The sequence below is a fragment of the Bordetella genomosp. 12 genome (assembly GCF_002261355.1).
GTDB lineage: Bacteria > Pseudomonadota > Gammaproteobacteria > Burkholderiales > Burkholderiaceae_B > Bordetella.
In genome coordinates, this window is the sequence record NZ_NEVU01000003.1 from 1,702,962 (window position 1) to 1,720,940 (window position 17,979).

Genomic DNA, 17,979 nt, shown 5'->3' on the forward strand with positions numbered 1-17,979 from the left:
TTAGCATGTCAACCAAACCCCTGAGCGGCATCCGTGTTCTCGAGCTGGGCCAGCTCATCGCCGGCCCTTTCGCGGCCAAGATGCTGGGCGAGTTCGGCGCCGAAATCATCAAGATCGAGCCTCCCGGCAAGGGCGATCCCTTGCGCAACTGGCGCCTCATTCATGAGGGCACCTCTGTCTGGTGGCAGGTCCAGTCGCGCAACAAAAAATCGGTCAGCCTGGATCTGCGCCAACCCGAAGCGCAGGATCTCATCCGCAAGCTGGTGACCGAGGTGGATGTCGTCATCGAGAACTTCAAGCCGGGCACGATGGAAGGCTGGGGCCTGGGCTGGGAAGATCTGCGCGCCATCAACCCGCGCCTGGTCATGCTGCGGGTCTCGGGCTACGGCCAGACCGGGCCGTACCGCGATCTGCCGGGCTTCGGGGCCATCGGCGAGGCCATGGGCGGCCTGCGCCACCTGAGCGGCGAACCCGGCCGCACCCCGGTGCGCGTGGGCGTGTCCATCGGCGACTCGCTGTCGGCGCTGCACGGGGTGATCGGCATTCTGCTGGCTTTGCGTTCGCGCGATGCCACCGGCGTCGGTCAGTGGATCGATGTCGCGCTGTATGAGTCCGTCTTCAACATGATGGAAAGCCTGCTGCCGGAATACGCCGTCTTCGGTGAAGTCCGCCAGGCCGCGGGCAGCAGCCTGCCGGGCATCGCGCCCAGCAACGCCTACCGCTGCCAGGACAACAAGTATGTGCTGATCGCCGGCAACGGCGACAGCATCTTCAAGCGCCTGATGGGCGTGATCGGCCGCCCTGAGCTGGCCGACGCCCCCGACCTGGCCAACAACGCCGGCCGCGTCAAACATGTCGAAATGCTCGATGCGGCCATTTCGGAATGGACCGGCCGCCATGACCAGGAAACGGTGCTGGCTGCGCTGAATCAAGGCCAGATTCCGGCGGGCAAGATCTACGACGTGGCCGACATCGCCGCCGACCCGCATTACCGGGCGCGCGACATGATCATCGACGAGCAGCTTGCCGACGGCACCCCGATCCAGGTGCCCGGCATCGTCCCCAAGCTGTCCGGCACCCCCGGCGAAATCGCCAGCGCCGCCCCCACCCTGGGCCAACACACCGACGAAGTGCTGGAAAGCCTGGGCGTGGACGCTCAGCAACGGGCGCAATGGCGCTCGCGCGGGCTCATCTGAGAAAACGCATCATGGACAACACGGGCAAGAAACTCTACATCCAGGAAGTCGCCCCCCGTGACGGCTTCCAGAACGAACGCCAGTTCATCGACACCGAAGACAAAATCGCCTTCATCGATAAGCTGTCGGCCAGCGGCTTTGCCAAGATCGAGGTCACCTCGTTCACCTCGCCCAAGGCCATCCCGGCCCTGCGCGATGCCGAAATGGTGATGCACCGCATTCAGCGCAATCCGGACGTGGTCTACACGGTGCTGGTGCCCAATGTGCGCGGCGCGCAACGCGCCATGGAATGCAAGGTCGACGAAGTCAATCTGGTGATGTCGGTCAGCGAAACGCACAACCGGGCCAACCTGCGCATGACGCGCGAGCAGTCGCTCGAACAACTGGCGGAAGTCATTGCGGTCGTGCGCGACAGTGGCATCGCCATCAATGTCTCGCTGTCCACCGTGTTCGGCTGCCCGATGCAGGGCGACATCAATGCGTTTGACGTCTACGAGCTGGTGGGCCGCTTCGCTTCCTTGGGCGTCGAGGGCATCACGCTGTGCGACACCACCGGGATGGCCTATCCCTCGCAGGTCCGCCGTATCTGCGCGGAAACCCGGCGCCTGTTTCCCGGCGTGGGATTGACGCTGCACTTTCACAATACGCGCGGCATGGCGCTGGCCAACACCATGGCCGCGCTCGAAGCGGGCATCGACCGTTTCGACGCCTCGCTGGGCGGGCTGGGCGGCTGCCCCTATGCGCCCGGCGCCAGCGGCAACGCCTGCACCGAAGAGCTGGTCCATATGCTCAACCTCATGGGCTATGACACCGGCATCGACGTCGAGCGGCTGCTGGAGATCTCCGCCACGCTGCCCGCCCTCGTCGGCCATGACATCCCCAGCCAATTGCTCAAGGCCGGCACGCGCTCGCGTCTGCATCCCCCTCCGGCCTGACCCTGCGCACAGAGGCCGTGGCGGCGTGCCTGAGGGCGCCGCCACAATTGCGTAAACTAGAGCGATTCCTCATCCGGCCGGCATCATGCCGGCCCCGCTTTAGCAGCCATGCCTCTCAAACGAATCTGTGTGTATTGCGGCTCCAACGGTGGCCGCCAGCCCGAATACCTCGAACAGGCCCACGCCTTCGGCCAGCAGCTTGCCCAGCGTGGCATCGGCCTGGTCTATGGCGGCGCGGCCGTCGGCCTGATGGGCGCCGTCGCTGACGGCGCCCTGCAAGCGGGCGGACACGTCATCGGCGTCATCCCCGAAAGCCTGATGCAGAAAGAACTTGCCCACCGCGGCCTGAGTGAGCTGCACGTGGTGCAATCCATGCACGAGCGCAAGACCATGATGGCCCAACTCGCCGAAGGTTTTGTGGCGTTGCCCGGCGGGGCCGGCACGCTCGAAGAACTGTTCGAGACCTGGACCTGGGCGCAGCTGGGCATGCACCAGAAGCCCTGCGGCCTGCTCAACATCGCCGGCTATTACGACGACCTCGCCCGCTTTCTGGACCACACCGTTGCGGAAGCCTTCATGCGGCCGCAACATCGTGCCATGCTGGCGATAGAACGCGACGCCGCGACCCTGCTGGACCGCTTTGCCACCTACGAACCGCCCACCGTATCCAAGTGGATCAGCCAGGGCGAACACTGACGCGCACATCATGACCCAGACCGCCGCCTCGACCACCGCCACCTGCCTGCGCAACTACTTCCATGCCAAGGACGAGAACCGGCCCTGGTACATGGCGCGCGCCTTCGCCCCGGATGCCCTGCTGGAGATGCGCCTGCACACGCAGGCCATCGCCTTTCCGCCCCAGGCACGCGGGCTGGAGGCCATCACCGACACGCTGGTGCGAAAGTTCGGGCAAACCTACGAAAACGTCTTCACCTTCTATCTGACCGCGCCGCCCGACGCGGCGGCGCTGGCCGGTTTTTCATGCGACTGGTTCGTGGGCATGACGGACAAGGCCAGCGGCGCGGTGCGCGTGGGGGCCGGCCGCTATGACTGGCTGTTCCAGCCCGAGCCCTATCTGGCGCGCCAACTGAGCATCACCATCGATGTCATGGAGGTGCTGCCGCCTACCGCGCAGTCCGCCGTACTCGGCTGGCTGACGCAATTACCCTATCCCTGGACCGACGCCGCGCGCATCGTATCGGCCGCCCCGCCCATCGAGGCGCTGGCGCCCGTCATGCACTGGTTACGCCATCAGACCGCGCCGGCCACTCAGACTCTGCCATGAAGTACTCCCTCGTGGCCTTCGATTTCGATGGCACCCTGGCCGACACCCTGCCCTGGATGGAATCCATCCTGCACGATGTGGCCGAAAAGTTCGGCTTTCGCAAGCCAGACGCCGAAGAGCGCCTGCGCCTGCGCCAGCACAGCGCCTACGACATCATGAAGCAGCTGGGTATCCCGCTCTGGAAAGCCCCGGCCATCCTCGCCTTCGTACGCCAGGCCATGGAAGACGCCGTGCCCAAGGTCTCCTTGTTTCCGGGCGTCGACGCCATGCTGCGTGCCGTGCACGGCAGCGGCTCGCGTATGGCCGTGGTCAGTTCCAACTCGACCGCCAACGTGCAGCGCGTGCTCGGGCCGGCACTGGCCCCCTTGATCGCCGATTACGCCTGCGGCACCGATCTGTTCGGCAAACCCGCCAAGATCGAACACTTGCTGCGCGACACGCACATCGCCGCCAGCCAGGCCATCCTGATCGGCGACGAAATCCGCGATATCGAGGCCGCCCGCAAGACCGGCGTCGATAGCGGCGTGGTGGCCTGGGGTTACAACCGTGAAGCGACCCTGCGTGAACATCAACCCGACCTGGTCTTCAGCAACGTGCACGAACTTGCCCGCTCGCTCCTGCCCGCCTGACTCCCGAGCCCCATGACTCCCGATCCGCGCTATCTCGTCACCGATGCGGTGGACCTCGCTCAACGTTATGGAGAGCCTGCGGGGCCATCGCTGGCCAAAGAGGCCGATCATGTGCATCCGCATTACCGGGCCTTCATCGCCGCGGCGCCCTTTGCCATCCTGGCCACCGCCGGATCAGAGGGATTGGATGCCTCGCCGCGCGGCGACCCCGCCGGCTTCGTGACCATCGAAGATGACCACACGCTGCTGCTGCCCGACAGGCGCGGCAACAACCGCATCGACAGCCTGCGCAACGTGCTCGACGATCCGCGGGTCGCCTTGCTCTTTCTCATCCCCGGCATCGGCGAGACACTGCGCGTCAACGGCCGGGCACAGATCAGCGTGGATCCGGGCCTGCTCGAGCGCTTCAGCATGGATGGCAAAACGCCGCGTTCGGTGCTCATCATCCATGTCGAGAAAGTGTATTTCCAGTGTGCCCGGGCCATTGTGCGCTCCGGGCTGTGGGATCCGGCCCGGCAAATTGCCCGCGACACGCTGCCCAGCACCGGCCGCATGCTGGCCGACCTGAGCGCCGGCACCATCGATGGCGTGGCTTACGACCGCGACTTGCCCGAACGCATGCGCGGCACGCTGTACTGAGGCCCTGATCAGGGCTGCCAGCCACGCACGAAGACCTCGGCCGGTTGGCGCTTGCCGCCGGCTTTCTGCAATTCCAGCAGACGCAGCACACCCTGCCCGGTTGCCAGATCCACCCCTTGCGCCGTTGCGCGCACGACCGTGCCGGGCACCGCGGTGCTGTGCTCGGGCAGCGCCTGCGCGCGCCACACCTTTACCGGCTCGGCCAGGCCGGGCAGCCGCAGGCTCGCGCCGGGCACCGGATTGAAGGCCCGGATGCGCCGCTCGAGGATCTGGGCGCTTTGGCCGAAATCCAATGCCGCCTCGGCCTTGTCCAACTTGGCGGCGTAGGTCACCCCTTGTTCAGGCTGTTTGCGCGGCGCGAGCCCGACCAGGTCCGCCAGCGCCGCCACGATGGCTTCGGCGCCCGCTTCGGCCAGGGCGTCGTGTAGAGCGGCGGCCGTGGTCTGGCCATCAATGGGCACGACCCGCTCGAGCAGCATATCGCCCGTGTCCAGCCCTTCATCCATCTGCATGATAGTCACGCCGGTACGCTCATCGCCAGCCTCGATCGCCCGTTGTATGGGCGCGGCGCCGCGCCAGCGGGGCAGGAGGCTGGCGTGAATGTTCAGGCAGCCCCGCGCCGGGAGATCCAGCGTCCAGCGCGGCAGGATGAGGCCGTAGGCGGCCACCACCATGACTTCCGGTGCGATCTCGGCCAGGCGTGCCTGGATGGCCTGCGCTTCGTCGGGATACCGCCCGTCCAGGCGCAGACTGCGCGGTTGCGCCACCTCGATGCCGGCCGCTAGCGCGGCCGCTTTCACCGGACTGGGTGTCAGTTTCAGGCCGCGGCCCGCCGGGCGGTCGGGCTGCGTCAATACCAGCGCAACTTCGTGACCCGCGGCCAACAGCGCTTGCAGGGCGAGGCGGGCGAAATCCGGCGTGCCGGCGAAAACGATGCGCATGGGGAAACTTCCAGAGTTGGGCAAAGCGATATTGTGAAACCGGCGCCGGAAAACACAAAGCCCGCCAGATGGCGGGCCAGCCTCACGCGGCGAGGCGGGGTTCAAGCGCGCAAGGCTTCGCGCTCGGCCTTTTTCAGGCGGGTCTTGATGCGGTTTTGCTTGAGCACGGACAGGTACTCGACAAAGACCTTGCCGTCGAGGTGATCGATCTCGTGCTGCACGCAAACGGCCAGCAGGCCTTCGGCCTCGAACTCAAACGGCTGCCCCTGGGCATCGAGCGCCTTGCAGCGGACGCGGGCGGCGCGCTTGACCTCGTCATACACGCCGGGCACGGACAGACAGCCCTCTTCGTAGACCTGCAGCTCTTCGCTCATCCAGGTGATTTCCGGATTGATGAGCGCGAGCAAGTTCTTGCCATCTTCGGAGACGTCGATGACGATGACGCGCTCATGGACGTCGACCTGCGTGGCGGCCAGACCCACGCCCGGCGCGTCGTACATGGTTTCGGCCATGTCCTTGACGAGCTGGCGGATGCGGTCATCCACGACCGCGACCGGCTTGGCCACCTTGTGCAGGCGAGGATCGGGATAACGAAGGATGGGAAGCAAGGCCATGGAAAAGTCGAAATTACCGAACAATGATGCGTAGACTCATATGATAGTTCATCAGAAACCGGATTTCTAATAGTTTTCAGCTAAGCCCCGCATAGACCTTGCCCGCTCAGGTCACGGCCGCGCGCTGGCGAAACTGCGGCTGGTCCCAGGCCCGCGTATCCAGCACGTCGCGCAAGACCTCCACCGCGTCCCATACATCGGCGTAGCCCACATACAAAGGCGTCAGGCCAAAACGCAGCACCTCGGGCTCGCGGTAATCACCGATCACCCCGCGCGCGATCAACGCCTGTATGACGGCATAACCTTCCGGATGCCGAAAACTCACATGACTGCCACGCCGGGCATGCGCCTCGGGCGTGATGAGCGCAAGCGGGTGGTCGGCGCAACGCTGGCGTACCAGGGCGATGAACAAATCGCTCAGCGCCAGGGACTTGCGGCGCACGTCGGCCATGTCGGCCTGCGCGGCGATATCCAGCCCGCACTCGACCAGCGCCAGCGAGGTGATCGGCTGCGTCCCGCACAGATAGCGGCGCACGCCCTCGGCCGGTTCGTAGCGGTCCAGCATGGCAAACGGCCGCTTGTGGCTCCACCAGCCCGACAGCGGCTGCCAGAATGTATTCTGGTGGCGCGGCGCCACCCACAGAAAGGCCGGCGCGCCCGGCCCGCCGTTGAGGTATTTATACGTGCAGCCCACCGCAAAGTCCGCCCCATCGGCCGACAGCGCCAGCGGCACCGCCCCGGCGGCGTGGGCCAGATCCCAGATAACCAGCGCCCCGCAGGCATGAGCCTGCGCCGACACCGCCGCCATGTCGTACATGGCGCCGCTGCGGTAATTGACGTGCGACAGCACCACCACGGCCACATCATCGGTCAAGGCATCGGCCAGCGACAGTTGGTCGTCGATCAGGCGCAAGGCATAGCCCTGATCGAGAAAATCCATCATCCCCTCGATCATGTACAGATCGGTCGGAAAATTATCGCGCTCGGAAACGATGACCTTGCGGCCTGCCTGGGTGCGCAAAGCGGCCGCCAATACTTTGAACAAATTGAGCGAGGTACTGTCGGTGACCACGACCTCCTGCCCCGCCACGCCCAAAAGCGGCGCGAGCTTGGCTCCCAGCCTGACCGGCAAATCGAACCAGCCAGCGGTATTCCAGCTGCGGATCAGATCCTGCCCCCATTGCTGCGCCACCACGGCCGCCGCGCAGGCATCAGCCGCGCGCGGCTTGGCGCCGAGTGAATTGCCGTCGAGATAGAGCACCCCAGGCGGCAGTTCAAACTGTTGTTTCAAAGGCGCCAGGACATCGGCCCGGTCCGCCGCCACGCATTCGTCACGGGTATGCATTGCTGATCCGTAAAAGCTGCTCGAGAAGGCTTTCATACTAGCAGCGGGCCCGGTCGCCTGCATTGCAAACTTCCCATGACATCGGCGCTGTTATGCACGATTATTCGACTCATTGGAGACAAAACCGCAGGAATTGCTAAAAATGACGCTGGATTCGATAGACCTGAAAATAATCGCCCTGCTGCGGCAAGAGGGACGGCTGAGCAATCAGCACCTGGCCGAGCGGGTGGCGCTGTCGCCCTCGGCCTGCCTGCGCCGGCTGCGCACCCTGGAAGAAGGCGGCGTCATCCTGGGCTATCAGGCGGTCGTCGACCCGCGCCACACAGGCCAGGCGTTCGAGGCCATCGTCCATGTCAGCCTGGATCAGGCGCAGCCGCACTGGCATGAGGCTTTCGTGGCCCAACTGGCCGGCTGGCCCGAGGTCCACGAAGCCAGCATCGTCACCGGCGCCAGCAACTACATCCTGCAAGTCCGCACCGAGGATCTGGCGGCATTCTCGACGTTCGTCGTGGACAAACTCAACCGCGCGCACGGGGTGCGCGAGATCTGCTCGCATATCGTGATGCGCAAAGTCAAAGCGCCAGGCCAGCCTGCCACATTGCGTTGACAGGCCGTCCTGGCGCCCGAGCCCTCAGGCGTGAGCCCTTAGCAGCAGGCGATGCGCTTGCCGCCACCATAGCGAGCGCTCTGACGCTCGCGGAAGAAGGCCTCGTACGTCATCGGCTCCTGGTCAGGGTGGGTGCGGCGCATATGCTCGACATAGTTTTGATAATCGGGCACGCCGACCATCAAGCGCAGCGTCTGTCCCAGATAGCGGCCGGCGGTGCTGGCCGCCTGGCCCATATTGCTGAATAACATAAGCGCCTCCCTGTCAGTGCGAGCTCGCCGCGGGCGTGGCGGGCATGGGTTGATACGGCGTTTCCTGCGCGGTGGGCTGGTTGTTGGCGCGCGCGCGCATCACCGAGCGTATGCCGAAAACCACCACGCTGATCACCACGAACATGAAGATACCGCACAGGCTGGCGTTGATGTAGTCGTTCATGACCACGCGGCCCATCTCCTGCAAGGACTTGGCCGGCGCCAGCACCTTGCCCTCGGCGATGGCGGCGTTGTAGCGCGCCGCGTGGGCCAGGAAGCTCACCTTGGGATCGGCGTCGAAAATCTTCTGCCAGCCGGCGGTCAGCGTGCAAGCCAGCAGCCAGAGGGTCGGCAAAATCGTGACCCAGGCGTAACGGTCGCGCTTCATCTTGAACAGCACCACCGTGCCCAGCATGAGCGCCACCGCGGCCAGCATCTGGTTGGCGATACCGAACAGCGGCCACAAGGTGTTAATGCCACCCAGCGGATCCACCACGCCCTGATGCAGGAAATACCCCCAGGCAGCCACGCACAGGCCGGTGGCGATAAGGTTGGCAGGCAAGGATTCGGTGCGCTTGAGCGACGGCACGAACGTGCCCAGCAGATCTTGCAGCATGAAGCGGCCAGCGCGGGTGCCGGCATCGACGGCCGTCAGGATGAACAGCGCTTCGAAGAGAATCGCGAAGTGGTACCAGAAAGCCATCAGCGCCGGCCCGCCCAGGACCTGGTGCAGAATGTGCGCCATGCCCACGGCCAGCGTGGGTGCGCCGCCAGCGCGCGAGATGATGGTGCTCTCGCCCACGTCCTTGGCGGTTTGCACCAGTTCGGCCGGCGTGATTACGAAGCCCCAGCTGGAGACCACCTGGGCCACCTGATCCGGCGTGGTGCCAATGACGGCTGCCGGACTGTTCATCGCGTAATAGATGCCCGGCTCGATCACGCAAGCCGCCACCAGGGCCATGATGGCCACGAAGGACTCCATCAGCATGCCGCCGTAGCCGATGTAGCGCGCCTGGGTTTCGTTTTCGATCAGCTTGGGCGTGGTGCCCGAGGAGATCAAGGCATGAAAGCCCGACACCGCGCCGCAGGCGATGGTGATGAACAGGAAGGGGAACAGATTGCCCGACCACACCGGACCGCTGCCGTCGACGAACTTCGTCAGCGCCGGCATTTTCAATTCAGGCGCCACGATCAGGATGCCGATGGCCAACGCAAGAATGGTACCGATCTTCAGGAAGGTCGAGAGGTAATCGCGCGGCGCCAGCAGCAACCACACGGGCAGCACCGCGGCGACGAAGCCATAGCCGATCAGAACCCAGGTCAGGCCCACGCCGTCGAAATCGAAATGCTGCGCCCAGGTGGGGCTTTCGGCGACATTCTGGCCAAAGATGATGGCGGCCATCAGCAACACGAAGCCGATGACGGAGATCTCACCGATGCGGCCCGGCCGGATGTAGCGCAGATACACGCCCATGAAGATGGCGATCGGTATCGTGGCGGCCACCGTGAACGTGCCCCAAGGCGAATGCGTGAGCGCCTTGACCACGATCAGGGCCAGCACCGCCAGAATGATGACCATGATCATGAAAGCGCCGAACAGCGCGATCACGCCCGGGACCGTGCCGAGCTCTTCTCTGACCAATTCGCCCAGCGAACGGCCATCGCGGCGCGTGGAGATGAACAGGATGGTGAAATCCTGCACCGCGCCGGCAAAGACCACGCCGGCAAGAATCCACAGCATGCCAGGCAGATAACCCATCTGCGCGGCCAGCACGGGACCGACCAGGGGGCCAGCGCCCGCGATGGCGGCAAAGTGGTGGCCGAACAGCACGTGCTTGTTCGTCGGCACGTAATCCAGCCCGTCGTTGTACTTCCAGGCCGGCGTCATGCGCGTGCCGTCCAACTGGAAGACCTTATTGGCGATGAAACGGCTGTAATAGCGGTAGGCGATCAGGTAGACGCAGACGGCGGCAATCACCACCCACAGCGCATTGACGGTCTCGCCACGCGCCAGCGCAACGGTGCCGAGCGCGAACGCGCCCAGAATCGCCACGGCCACCCAGACCAGATGTTGGCCCAGTCCCTTACTGGTATGCATAGAACTCCTCCTGCAGGCTGATCGCGAACTGACGATCCTCGGGGCGGGTCTGCCTTGCCTGCTGTGTTGTCGTGGAGCGGCTGACCGCCACCCACCCGTTTCGGGCGGCAATAGTATTTCCATTCGGCACACGGCAAACAAGCGCGCCACTACGCAGGCGGATTACGTATTGCTGCGTAATTTTGGGGACGCATTAATGCCCAAGGCATGTCTCAATCTCGGCGAAAATGCTCGAAAAATCAACCCCCGGTTCTTGGCATTCCATGAAACTGCGTTCAAAAATCCTGCTGCTGGCGGTGGTGCCTCTGCTGGTCGCTGTCAGCGCCATTGCGCTGGGCATCACCATGCAGACGCTGGAACTGGCCCGGCACCAGAAGGAAGTGCTGCGCGCGGCCTGGATCGACACCAAGGAAGCCGAGTTGCGCCACTATGTGCGGCTGGCCCACAGCGCCATCGCGCCGCTGCTGGCCGCGCCGGACACCCCTCAGACCCGGGCGCGGGCCCTGGAAACACTGTCCAACATGGAGTTCGACCGCGACGGATACTTCTTCGTCTACGGCCTGGATGGCGTCAGCCTCATGCATCCCCGGCAGCCGGAGCTGGTAGGCCGCAATCTGCGCGATATGCGCGACCGCGAAGGCAATCTGGTCATCCGCGACCTGCTGGCCGCCGCGCGGGCCGGCGGCGCGGCCGGCAGCCCCATCCGCTATCTCTGGGAAAAGCCCTCGGCGCACGATACGGTGCGCAAGCTGGGCTACGTCATGGAAGTCCAGCCGTGGGGCTGGATGATAGGCACCGGAATCTATATTGACGATGTCCAGCACACCCTGGCCGAGGTCGATGCGGCCGTGCAGAGCAGCATCAGCGAGATGATCGGGTGGGTCGGCGGCATCTCTGCCCTGTGCCTGGTTTTCGTCGCGGTGTGCGGCCTGGCCCTGAACATCAGTGACCAACGCCAGTCCGACGCCAAGCTGCGTCTGTTGGCGCGGCAGGTGGTGCGCAGCCAGGAGGACGAACGCGCCAGGCTGTCGCGCGAACTGCACGACGGGCTCAGCCAGGTGCTCGTGTCCATCAAACTGCAACTCGAAGCCGCGCGCGCCCGGCTCAAACGCAGCCCGGCCGACGCCACGCAACAGGTCGATCCGCTGCTCGAAGGCGCGCTGGCGCGGCTCAATGGCGCGGTCGGCGAAATGCGGCGCATCTCCCACAACTTGCGCCCCACCCTGCTCGATGACCTGGGCCTGCCGGCCGCCCTGGAACATCTCACGCACGAACCTTGGGAAACACCGCAAGGAACACTGCACGCACAATTGCGCGTGCAGGGCACGCCCAGGCCGCTGCCCGAGAATCAGGCCACGGCGCTGTTCCGCCTGGCTCAGGAAGCCCTGGCCAATACGCTGCGCCATGCCCGGGCCACCCGGGTCGACATGGACCTGCGTTACGCTGTCGAACACACCGAGCTCATTATTCATGACAATGGCCGCGGTTTTGACCTGCATGCCGTGCGCGATGACCCGCGTGATGGCATCGGTCTGCACAATATGACCGAACGTATGGCCACCCTGGGCGGCGAGCTCGACATACAGAGCGGCCGCCAAGGCACCACCCTGCACGCCAGGCTGCCCCGCGCAGCCGCCACCGAGGCCTTTGCATGAGCCCCACGCGTATTTTGCTGATCGACGATCACGCGCTCGTGCGCGATGGCCTGAAGCTGCATCTGGAATCTCACCCCGATTGCGTGGTCGTGGGTGAAGCCGACCACGCCCAGGCCGCCCTGGATCTGCTGGCGCGCTGCGCCCCCGAAGCGATGCCCGACCTGGTGCTGCTCGACCTGTACATGCGCGGCATCGACGGGCTGGAACTGGCCCGGCTGCTGCACGAACGTTATCCCCAGACCGCCGTGCTCATCCTCTCCATGCATGACAACATGGAGTACATGCTGCAAGCCGTGCGCGCCGGCGCCCGGGGCTACCTGCTCAAGGACGAACCGGCCGAAGACATTCTCACGGCCATCGAGGCCGTGATGGCCGGCCGCAGCTATTTCAGCCCCCGTGTTTCCATGAAACTGGCGCAAAGCTGTGCGCCCGCGTCGCTGCTGACGCAGCGCGAGCGGGAAATCCTGCGCCATATCGGGCTGGGCCTGGCCAATAAACAGATCGCCCAGGCGCTCGACCTGTCGGTGCGCACGGTCGAAACCCATCGCCAGAACCTCAAGCGCAAGCTGGGCATCGAAGGCCAGGCCGAGCTCATCAAATACGCCATCGAGCACCGCGTCCTCTGAGCGGGGCCGCGCAGTGCGATCTGGCGGCCACGCCGCCGGCGCCGCCTGCCTGCTACGCTTGCGGCTGGCTCTTCTTTCGCTCTGCCCGCCATGCCCCTGCAACACAGCCCTGATGAACTCGCCGCCTGGCTGCGCCTGTCCCTCGAACCCGGCGTGGGCCCGGTCACGGCCTGTGGCCTGCTGCGCGCCTTCGGCCTGCCGCAGGCGCTCTACGCGCAAAGCGCCAGCGCGCTGGCGCGCCAACTGCCGCAGCATCTGGCCATACAGTTGGCCACCGAGGCCGAACCGGCGCTGCAAGCCCTGGTGGCCCGCGGGCTCGAATGGGCCGCCGCCCAAGACCAGCACATCCTGACCCTGGGCGATGCCGCCTATCCGCAATCGCTGCTGAGCATCACGGACCCGCCTGTGCTGCTGTATGTCAAAGGCCGGCCGGAGCTGCTCAACCGGCCGACGCTCGCCGTGGTCGGCGCCCGCAACGCCACGCCCATGGGAGCGCAGACTGCCCGCGCCTTTGCCCGCCACCTGGCCGCGCATGGCTGGTGCGTGGCCAGCGGCCTGGCGCTGGGTATCGACGCGGCCGCGCACGAGGGCGCCTTGGCGGCGGGCCCCGACGGCGGCGGGACCGTGGCGGTGCTGGGTACCGGCATCGATCGCATTTATCCGGCGTCCAATCGCAATCTGGCGCATGCCATCGCCGCGAGCGGCGCCCTGGTCTCCGAGTTCGCCCTGGGCAGCGGCGCGCAAGCGCATCACTTCCCGCAACGCAACCGGCTGGTCGCAGGCCTGGCGCGGGGGGTACTGGTCGTGGAGGCGGCGCGCCAGAGCGGCTCGCTCATCACCGCCCGGCTGGCCGGCGAAAGCGGCCGCGAGGTCTTTGCCATCCCGGGTTCGATTCATTCGCCGCTGTCGCGCGGCTGCCACGCCCTCATCCGGCAGGGGGCCAAACTGGTCGAAACCGCCCAGGACATCACCGACGAGCTGGGTTCGCCGCAACGCCCGGGCCCCGCCCGCGAGCCCGCCCCCGCCGCGCCGCCGGCCAGCGCGGTCCAGGCAGCCCTCGGCCACGATCCGCTGGACCGCGACACCCTGGCCGGCCTGAGCGGCGCGGATGCGGCCACCCTGGCCGCCGAACTCACCGAACTGGAACTCGGCGGATGGGTGGCGCGCCTGGACGATGGCCGCTACCAGCGCATCCGCTAGCCTGCCCGCCTGCCGTGCGCAGGCTGATCTACACTTGGCGATCTTCCGGATTCGCGCCACCCATCAGGAACAGACATGCCTTTGCCTTCCCGCGTCAAGATTGTCGAAGTCTCCCCCCGCGACGGTCTGCAGAACGAAAAAGAATTCGTCCCCACCGATATCAAAGTGGAGCTGGTCGACCGCCTCAGCGCGGCGGGCTTCCCCAATGTGGAAGCGGCGTCCTTCGTCTCGCCGAAATGGGTGCCGCAGATGGCTGACGGCGCCGAGGTCATGGGCCGCATCGCGCGCCGGCCAGGCACGATCTACTCGGTCCTGACGCCCAACCTGAAAGGCCTGGAAGGCGCGCTGGCCGCCAAGGCCGACGAGATTGTCATCTTTGGCGCGGCCAGCGAAGCGTTCTCGCAGAAAAACATCAATTGCTCCATCGCGGAATCCATCGCCCGCTTCGAGCCGGTGGCCGAGGCCGCGCGCGCTGCCGGCCTGCGCGTGCGCGGCAGCATCAGCTGTGCGCTGGGCTGCCCCTATCAGGGCGAGGTGGCCATCGACAGCGTGGTGGACGTGGCGCGCCGTTTCCAGGCGCTGGGCTGCGATGAGATCGATGTGGCCGACACCATCGGCGTGGGCACGCCGCGCCGCGTGCGCGAGGTCATGAGCGCGGTCAGCGCCATCGTGGATCCCGCCAGGCTGTCGGGGCATTTCCATGACACCTATGGCCAGGCGCTGGCCAATATCCTGGCGGCCCTGGAAACCGGCATCACGATCTTCCACAGCTCGGTCTCGGGACTGGGCGGCTGCCCCTATGCCAAAGGCGCCACGGGCAACGTGGCCACCGAAGATGTGCTCTACATGCTGCGCGGCCTGGATATCGATACCGGCGTGGATTTCGACGCCGTGGTGGACATCGGCCAATGGATGGCCGCCAACCTGAACCGCAAGGGATCCAGCCGCGCCGGCAACGCGATTGCCGCCAAGCGCCAGGCCTGAGGCGCACAGGCCGCGTAGAATCCAGGTTTTACGCCTGAGGCCATCCATGACTGCAACCGCGCCATCGCCCCAAGCACGGGCCGCGCTCCTGCAAGAGATCGGCCCGCTGCCCCTCAATGGTCAAGCCTGGCCCGATTGGGTCCGTATCCTGGCCTGGATTCTGCTGGCGGCGCTGGGCGTGCAACTGTTCAGCAGCGCCGCGCAGATGCCGCCAGGCCAGCTCAATCTGCTGCTGGCTGCGGTGGTGGGCCTGAGTTTTCTTGGGCTGGGGCTGGTGTCCTGGTTCATGCAGCAGTCCATCACCACGATCGATGACCAGGGCCTGCACCAGAGCTGGTTCACGCGGCGCGAGGTCGCCTGGGACGACATCCGTTTCGCCCGCTTCATGCCCTGGCTGTTTTCCAAACGCCTGGTGGTGTTTACGCGCCAGGGCCGTCCGGTGGTGTTTCAGGGCGGCACACGCGAACTGCAGGCCGCCTTCGCGAAGATTTCGCAGTTATACCGCCGCTGACCCGGGCGGCGCGCGCCCGGGTGGGGCGCTGGCCTTGCAGGCCAGCGCGGCCCCGCCTCAGCGGATGGGCAGGGCGTACATCAGGCCGCCCTGGTTCCATTGCGCGTTCAGGCCACGCGCGATTTTCAGCGGGCTGCCCTGGCCGACGTTGCGGTCAAAGCTCTCGCCGTAATTGCCCACCTGCTTGATGATGTTGTAGGCCCATTTTTCGTCCAGGCCCATATTGGCGCCCGCGCCCGGCACCACGCCCAGGATGCGGCGGATGTTGGGATTTTCGCTCTTGGCCTGCTCATCCACATTGGCCGACGTCACGCCGTATTCTTCCGCCTCGATCATGGCCGACAGCGCCCAGTGCACGATGTTCAGCCAGGCATCGTCGCCCTGGCGCACGAAGGGGCCCAGCGGCTCCTTGGAGATGATTTCCGGCAGCACGACGTAATCATCCGGTTTGTCGAGCTTGGAGATGCGGATCGAAGCCAGGCCCGAGGCATCGGTACTGAAGACATCGCAGCGGCCCGAGGCAAAAGCGTTGACCACTTCATTGAAGGTCTCGATCACCACAGGCTTGTAGGTGACCTTGTTGGCGCGCGCCCAATCCGCCAGCGTGTTCTCGTTGGACGTACCGGTCTGCAGGCAGATGGTCGCGCCATTGAGATCCTTGGCGCTCTTGACGCCCAGTTTCTTGGGCACCAGAAAGCCCTGGCCGTCATAGAAGTTGATGCCGGCATGAATGATGCCCAGGGCCGTATCGCGCTGCTGGGTCACCGTGGTGTTGCGGGTCAGCACATCCACCTCGCCCGACTGCAGCGCGGTGAAGCGCTGCTGGGAATTCAGGGGCACGATCTTGATCTTGTCGGCATCGCCCAGGACCGCCGCGGCCACCGCCCGGCACAGATCGACATCCAGGCCACGCCATACGCCCTTGGCGTCGGGTGCCGAAAATCCGGCAAACCCCGTCGTCGTACCGCACACGACTTCGCCGCGTTTCTTGACCACGTCCAGCGTGGCGCCCTGCGCGCTTTGCACGCCGGCCAGGGACAGGGCGCCAAGCGCCACCAGAGCTGCAATCTTCATACCGTACTCCTCTCTTTACCCAGCATGGCGCCTTGGGCGCCGAAACGTCCGCAAGCGTACCGAGAACGGGCGCGCAGGCAAAATAACCTGCGCGCTGCCCGATATAGCCGCAAGGCCTAAGGCCGCGACGCGCCGCTCAGGCGGCCAGTGAAATCGACACCGGTTCGTTGGCCTCGCAGGCCGCCAGCGCCTGGGCCAGCCGATTGATGCCCAGCGCGATCTTGGCTTCGTTCATCGTGGCAAACGACATGCGCATGGCGTACCTATCGGCCTGGGACTCATCGGGGTAGAACGCCTTGCCGGGCACATAGACCACTTCTTTTTCGATGGCGTAAGGCAGCAGCCGCGTCGCATCGATGTCGCCATTGAGCCGCGCCCAGAAAAACATCCCGCCCTCCGGCTTGGAGAACACCACCCGGCCCGGCAGCTCCCGCGCCAGGGCTTCGGCCAGGGCGTCGCAGCGCAGGCCATAGGCCTGGCGGATCCGCGGCACGTGCCGGGCATAGTGGCCATCGGCCAGATACTGCGCCACGATCTCCTGGATCCAGGCCGAGCAGGCCATGTCGTCGGCCGCCTTGGCGCTCACGCAGCGGCGGCGCACCTCGGCCGGGGCGATCATCCAGCCGATGCGCAACCCGGGCGCCATGGTTTTGGACATGCTGGAGATATAGACCGCCCAGTTGCGCTGTTCGGCATCGGCCAGCGCGGCGATGGGCGGCAGCATCTCGCCGGCGAACCGCAATTCGCCGTACGGATCGTCCTCGACGATCAGGAAGCGGTGCTTGACCGCCAGCTCCAGCAGACGCAGCCGCCGCTGACGGCTGATGGTCGCGCCGCAGGGATTGGAAAACGAAGCCACCACGCAGACCATCTTGGGCTTGACGCGCGCGGCCAGCTCATCGAGGGCATCGACGTCTATGCCTTGCGGCCCGGACTCGACGGTATGCACGTTGGCGCCCGTGTACAGCAGCGCCTGCACCGAATTCGGGAACGACGGGCTTTCGATGATGACGTTGTCGCCCTTTTGCAGCATCACCCGGGCCAGCAGCGCCATCGATTGCTGCGAGCCGCCGGTGACGGCCAGCTCGGTATCCGCGTCGCAATGCAAGCCGCGCTCGGCCGACAGCCGGGCCAACTCGTGGCGCAGACTGGCCTGCCCGTCGATATTGGAATACTGCAGGCAGCTCCCCAACCGGGTCAGCACCTGGTTCGAGGCGCTGGACAGGCCATCGATGTCGAACAGCTCCTGCGCCGGATAGCCGCCCGCCATGGAAATCGTGCCCGCGCGCAGGGCGTAGGGCATGAGCGAGCGGATCGGCGGAATGTAGGGCGCCTGAAACGGCGGGGCAAAAGCGTAGTCGGTTGCGGCAAGGGACATGGGAGCGAACG

Annotated in this window: 19 protein-coding genes; 12 read left to right on the forward strand and 7 right to left on the reverse strand. The window is 65.6% G+C overall.

The features are described from left to right. Positions 1–5: 5 nt before the first annotated feature. From CAL22_RS19930 to CAL22_RS19955, 6 genes are all read left to right on the forward strand, one after another. Positions 6–1,196, forward strand: a complete 1,191-nt coding sequence (locus CAL22_RS19930) for a CaiB/BaiF CoA transferase family protein (RefSeq protein WP_094816153.1) — start codon at positions 6–8, stop codon at positions 1,194–1,196. Positions 1,197–1,207: 11 nt separating this feature from the next. Then, a complete protein-coding gene (locus CAL22_RS19935; RefSeq protein ID WP_094816820.1) occupies positions 1,208–2,131 on the forward strand; it encodes a hydroxymethylglutaryl-CoA lyase in 924 nt (307 codons plus the stop codon). A gap of 108 nt (positions 2,132–2,239) precedes the next feature. Next, a complete protein-coding gene (locus CAL22_RS19940; protein ID WP_094816155.1) occupies positions 2,240–2,827 on the forward strand; it encodes a TIGR00730 family Rossman fold protein in 588 nt (195 codons plus the stop codon). A 10-nt stretch (positions 2,828–2,837) separates the two neighbouring features. Then, a complete protein-coding gene (locus tag CAL22_RS19945) occupies positions 2,838–3,416 on the forward strand; it encodes a hypothetical protein (RefSeq protein WP_094816157.1) in 579 nt (192 codons plus the stop codon). Next, positions 3,413–4,045 carry an HAD hydrolase-like protein gene (locus CAL22_RS19950; protein WP_094816159.1) on the forward strand — a complete coding sequence of 211 codons (633 nt, stop codon included), beginning with the start codon at positions 3,413–3,415 and terminating at the stop codon, positions 4,043–4,045. The genes CAL22_RS19945 and CAL22_RS19950 overlap by 4 nt, the downstream gene beginning before the upstream one ends. A 12-nt stretch (positions 4,046–4,057) precedes the next feature. Further along, entirely contained in the window at positions 4,058–4,684 is a 627-nt protein-coding gene (locus tag CAL22_RS19955; protein ID WP_094816161.1) for a pyridoxamine 5'-phosphate oxidase family protein, read from the forward strand. 8 nt (positions 4,685–4,692) lie between these two features. Here CAL22_RS19955 and fmt read toward each other — a convergent pair whose 3' ends face one another. The 3 genes from fmt to kynU all read right to left on the reverse strand — a co-directional run bounded on the left by fmt (position 4,693) and on the right by kynU (position 7,584). Next, complete coding sequence (gene fmt, locus CAL22_RS19960; protein ID WP_094816163.1) at positions 4,693–5,625, reverse strand: methionyl-tRNA formyltransferase; 933 nt, start codon at positions 5,623–5,625, stop codon at positions 4,693–4,695. A 101-nt stretch (positions 5,626–5,726) separates the two neighbouring features. Further along, on the reverse strand, positions 5,727–6,239 hold the full coding sequence (def, locus tag CAL22_RS19965; protein ID WP_094816822.1) for a peptide deformylase: 513 nt from the start codon (positions 6,237–6,239) through the stop codon (positions 5,727–5,729). Between the two features lie 106 nt (positions 6,240–6,345). Beyond that, on the reverse strand, positions 6,346–7,584 hold the full coding sequence (gene kynU / locus CAL22_RS19970) for a kynureninase (protein ID WP_094816164.1): 1,239 nt from the start codon (positions 7,582–7,584) through the stop codon (positions 6,346–6,348). A 142-nt stretch (positions 7,585–7,726) separates the two neighbouring features. On the opposite strand from kynU, the gene CAL22_RS19975 reads away from it, so the two are divergent. Beyond that, positions 7,727–8,191, forward strand: a complete 465-nt coding sequence (locus tag CAL22_RS19975; protein ID WP_094816166.1) for an Lrp/AsnC family transcriptional regulator — start codon at positions 7,727–7,729, stop codon at positions 8,189–8,191. A gap of 38 nt (positions 8,192–8,229) precedes the next feature. Here the strand turns inward: CAL22_RS19975 and CAL22_RS19980 are convergent, their stop codons facing one another. Then, the gene (locus CAL22_RS19980; protein WP_348271697.1) at positions 8,230–8,442 is read right to left on the reverse strand and encodes a YbdD/YjiX family protein; all 213 of its coding nucleotides are present in this window, start codon (positions 8,440–8,442) and stop codon (positions 8,230–8,232) included. A gap of 13 nt (positions 8,443–8,455) precedes the next feature. Continuing rightward, on the reverse strand, positions 8,456–10,540 hold the full coding sequence (cstA, locus tag CAL22_RS19985) for a pyruvate/proton symporter CstA (RefSeq protein ID WP_094816167.1): 2,085 nt from the start codon (positions 10,538–10,540) through the stop codon (positions 8,456–8,458). A 263-nt stretch (positions 10,541–10,803) separates the two neighbouring features. On the opposite strand from cstA, the gene CAL22_RS19990 reads away from it, so the two are divergent. From CAL22_RS19990 to CAL22_RS20010, 5 genes are all read left to right on the forward strand, one after another. Continuing rightward, complete coding sequence (locus CAL22_RS19990; protein ID WP_094816169.1) at positions 10,804–12,195, forward strand: cache domain-containing protein; 1,392 nt, start codon at positions 10,804–10,806, stop codon at positions 12,193–12,195. Next, positions 12,192–12,821, forward strand: a complete 630-nt coding sequence (locus CAL22_RS19995; RefSeq protein WP_094816171.1) for a response regulator — start codon at positions 12,192–12,194, stop codon at positions 12,819–12,821. The genes CAL22_RS19990 and CAL22_RS19995 overlap by 4 nt, the downstream gene beginning before the upstream one ends. A 90-nt stretch (positions 12,822–12,911) precedes the next feature. Further along, positions 12,912–14,021 (forward strand): DNA-processing protein DprA, encoded by a 1,110-nt coding sequence (dprA, locus tag CAL22_RS20000; protein WP_094816173.1) that lies wholly within the window; start codon positions 12,912–12,914, stop codon positions 14,019–14,021. A 75-nt stretch (positions 14,022–14,096) separates the two neighbouring features. Beyond that, positions 14,097–15,005: a hydroxymethylglutaryl-CoA lyase gene (locus tag CAL22_RS20005; RefSeq protein ID WP_094816175.1), complete on the forward strand. Its 909-nt coding sequence runs from the start codon at positions 14,097–14,099 to the stop codon at positions 15,003–15,005. 46 nt (positions 15,006–15,051) lie between these two features. After that, positions 15,052–15,516 (forward strand): hypothetical protein, encoded by a 465-nt coding sequence (locus CAL22_RS20010; RefSeq protein ID WP_094816177.1) that lies wholly within the window; start codon positions 15,052–15,054, stop codon positions 15,514–15,516. A gap of 57 nt (positions 15,517–15,573) precedes the next feature. Here the strand turns inward: CAL22_RS20010 and CAL22_RS20015 are convergent, their stop codons facing one another. Both CAL22_RS20015 and CAL22_RS20020 read right to left on the reverse strand, forming a co-directional pair. Next, positions 15,574–16,590 (reverse strand): amino acid ABC transporter substrate-binding protein, encoded by a 1,017-nt coding sequence (locus tag CAL22_RS20015; protein ID WP_094816179.1) that lies wholly within the window; start codon positions 16,588–16,590, stop codon positions 15,574–15,576. A gap of 136 nt (positions 16,591–16,726) precedes the next feature. Then, on the reverse strand, positions 16,727–17,968 hold the full coding sequence (locus CAL22_RS20020; RefSeq protein WP_094816181.1) for a PLP-dependent aminotransferase family protein: 1,242 nt from the start codon (positions 17,966–17,968) through the stop codon (positions 16,727–16,729). Between the last annotated feature and the right edge of the window lie 11 nt (positions 17,969–17,979).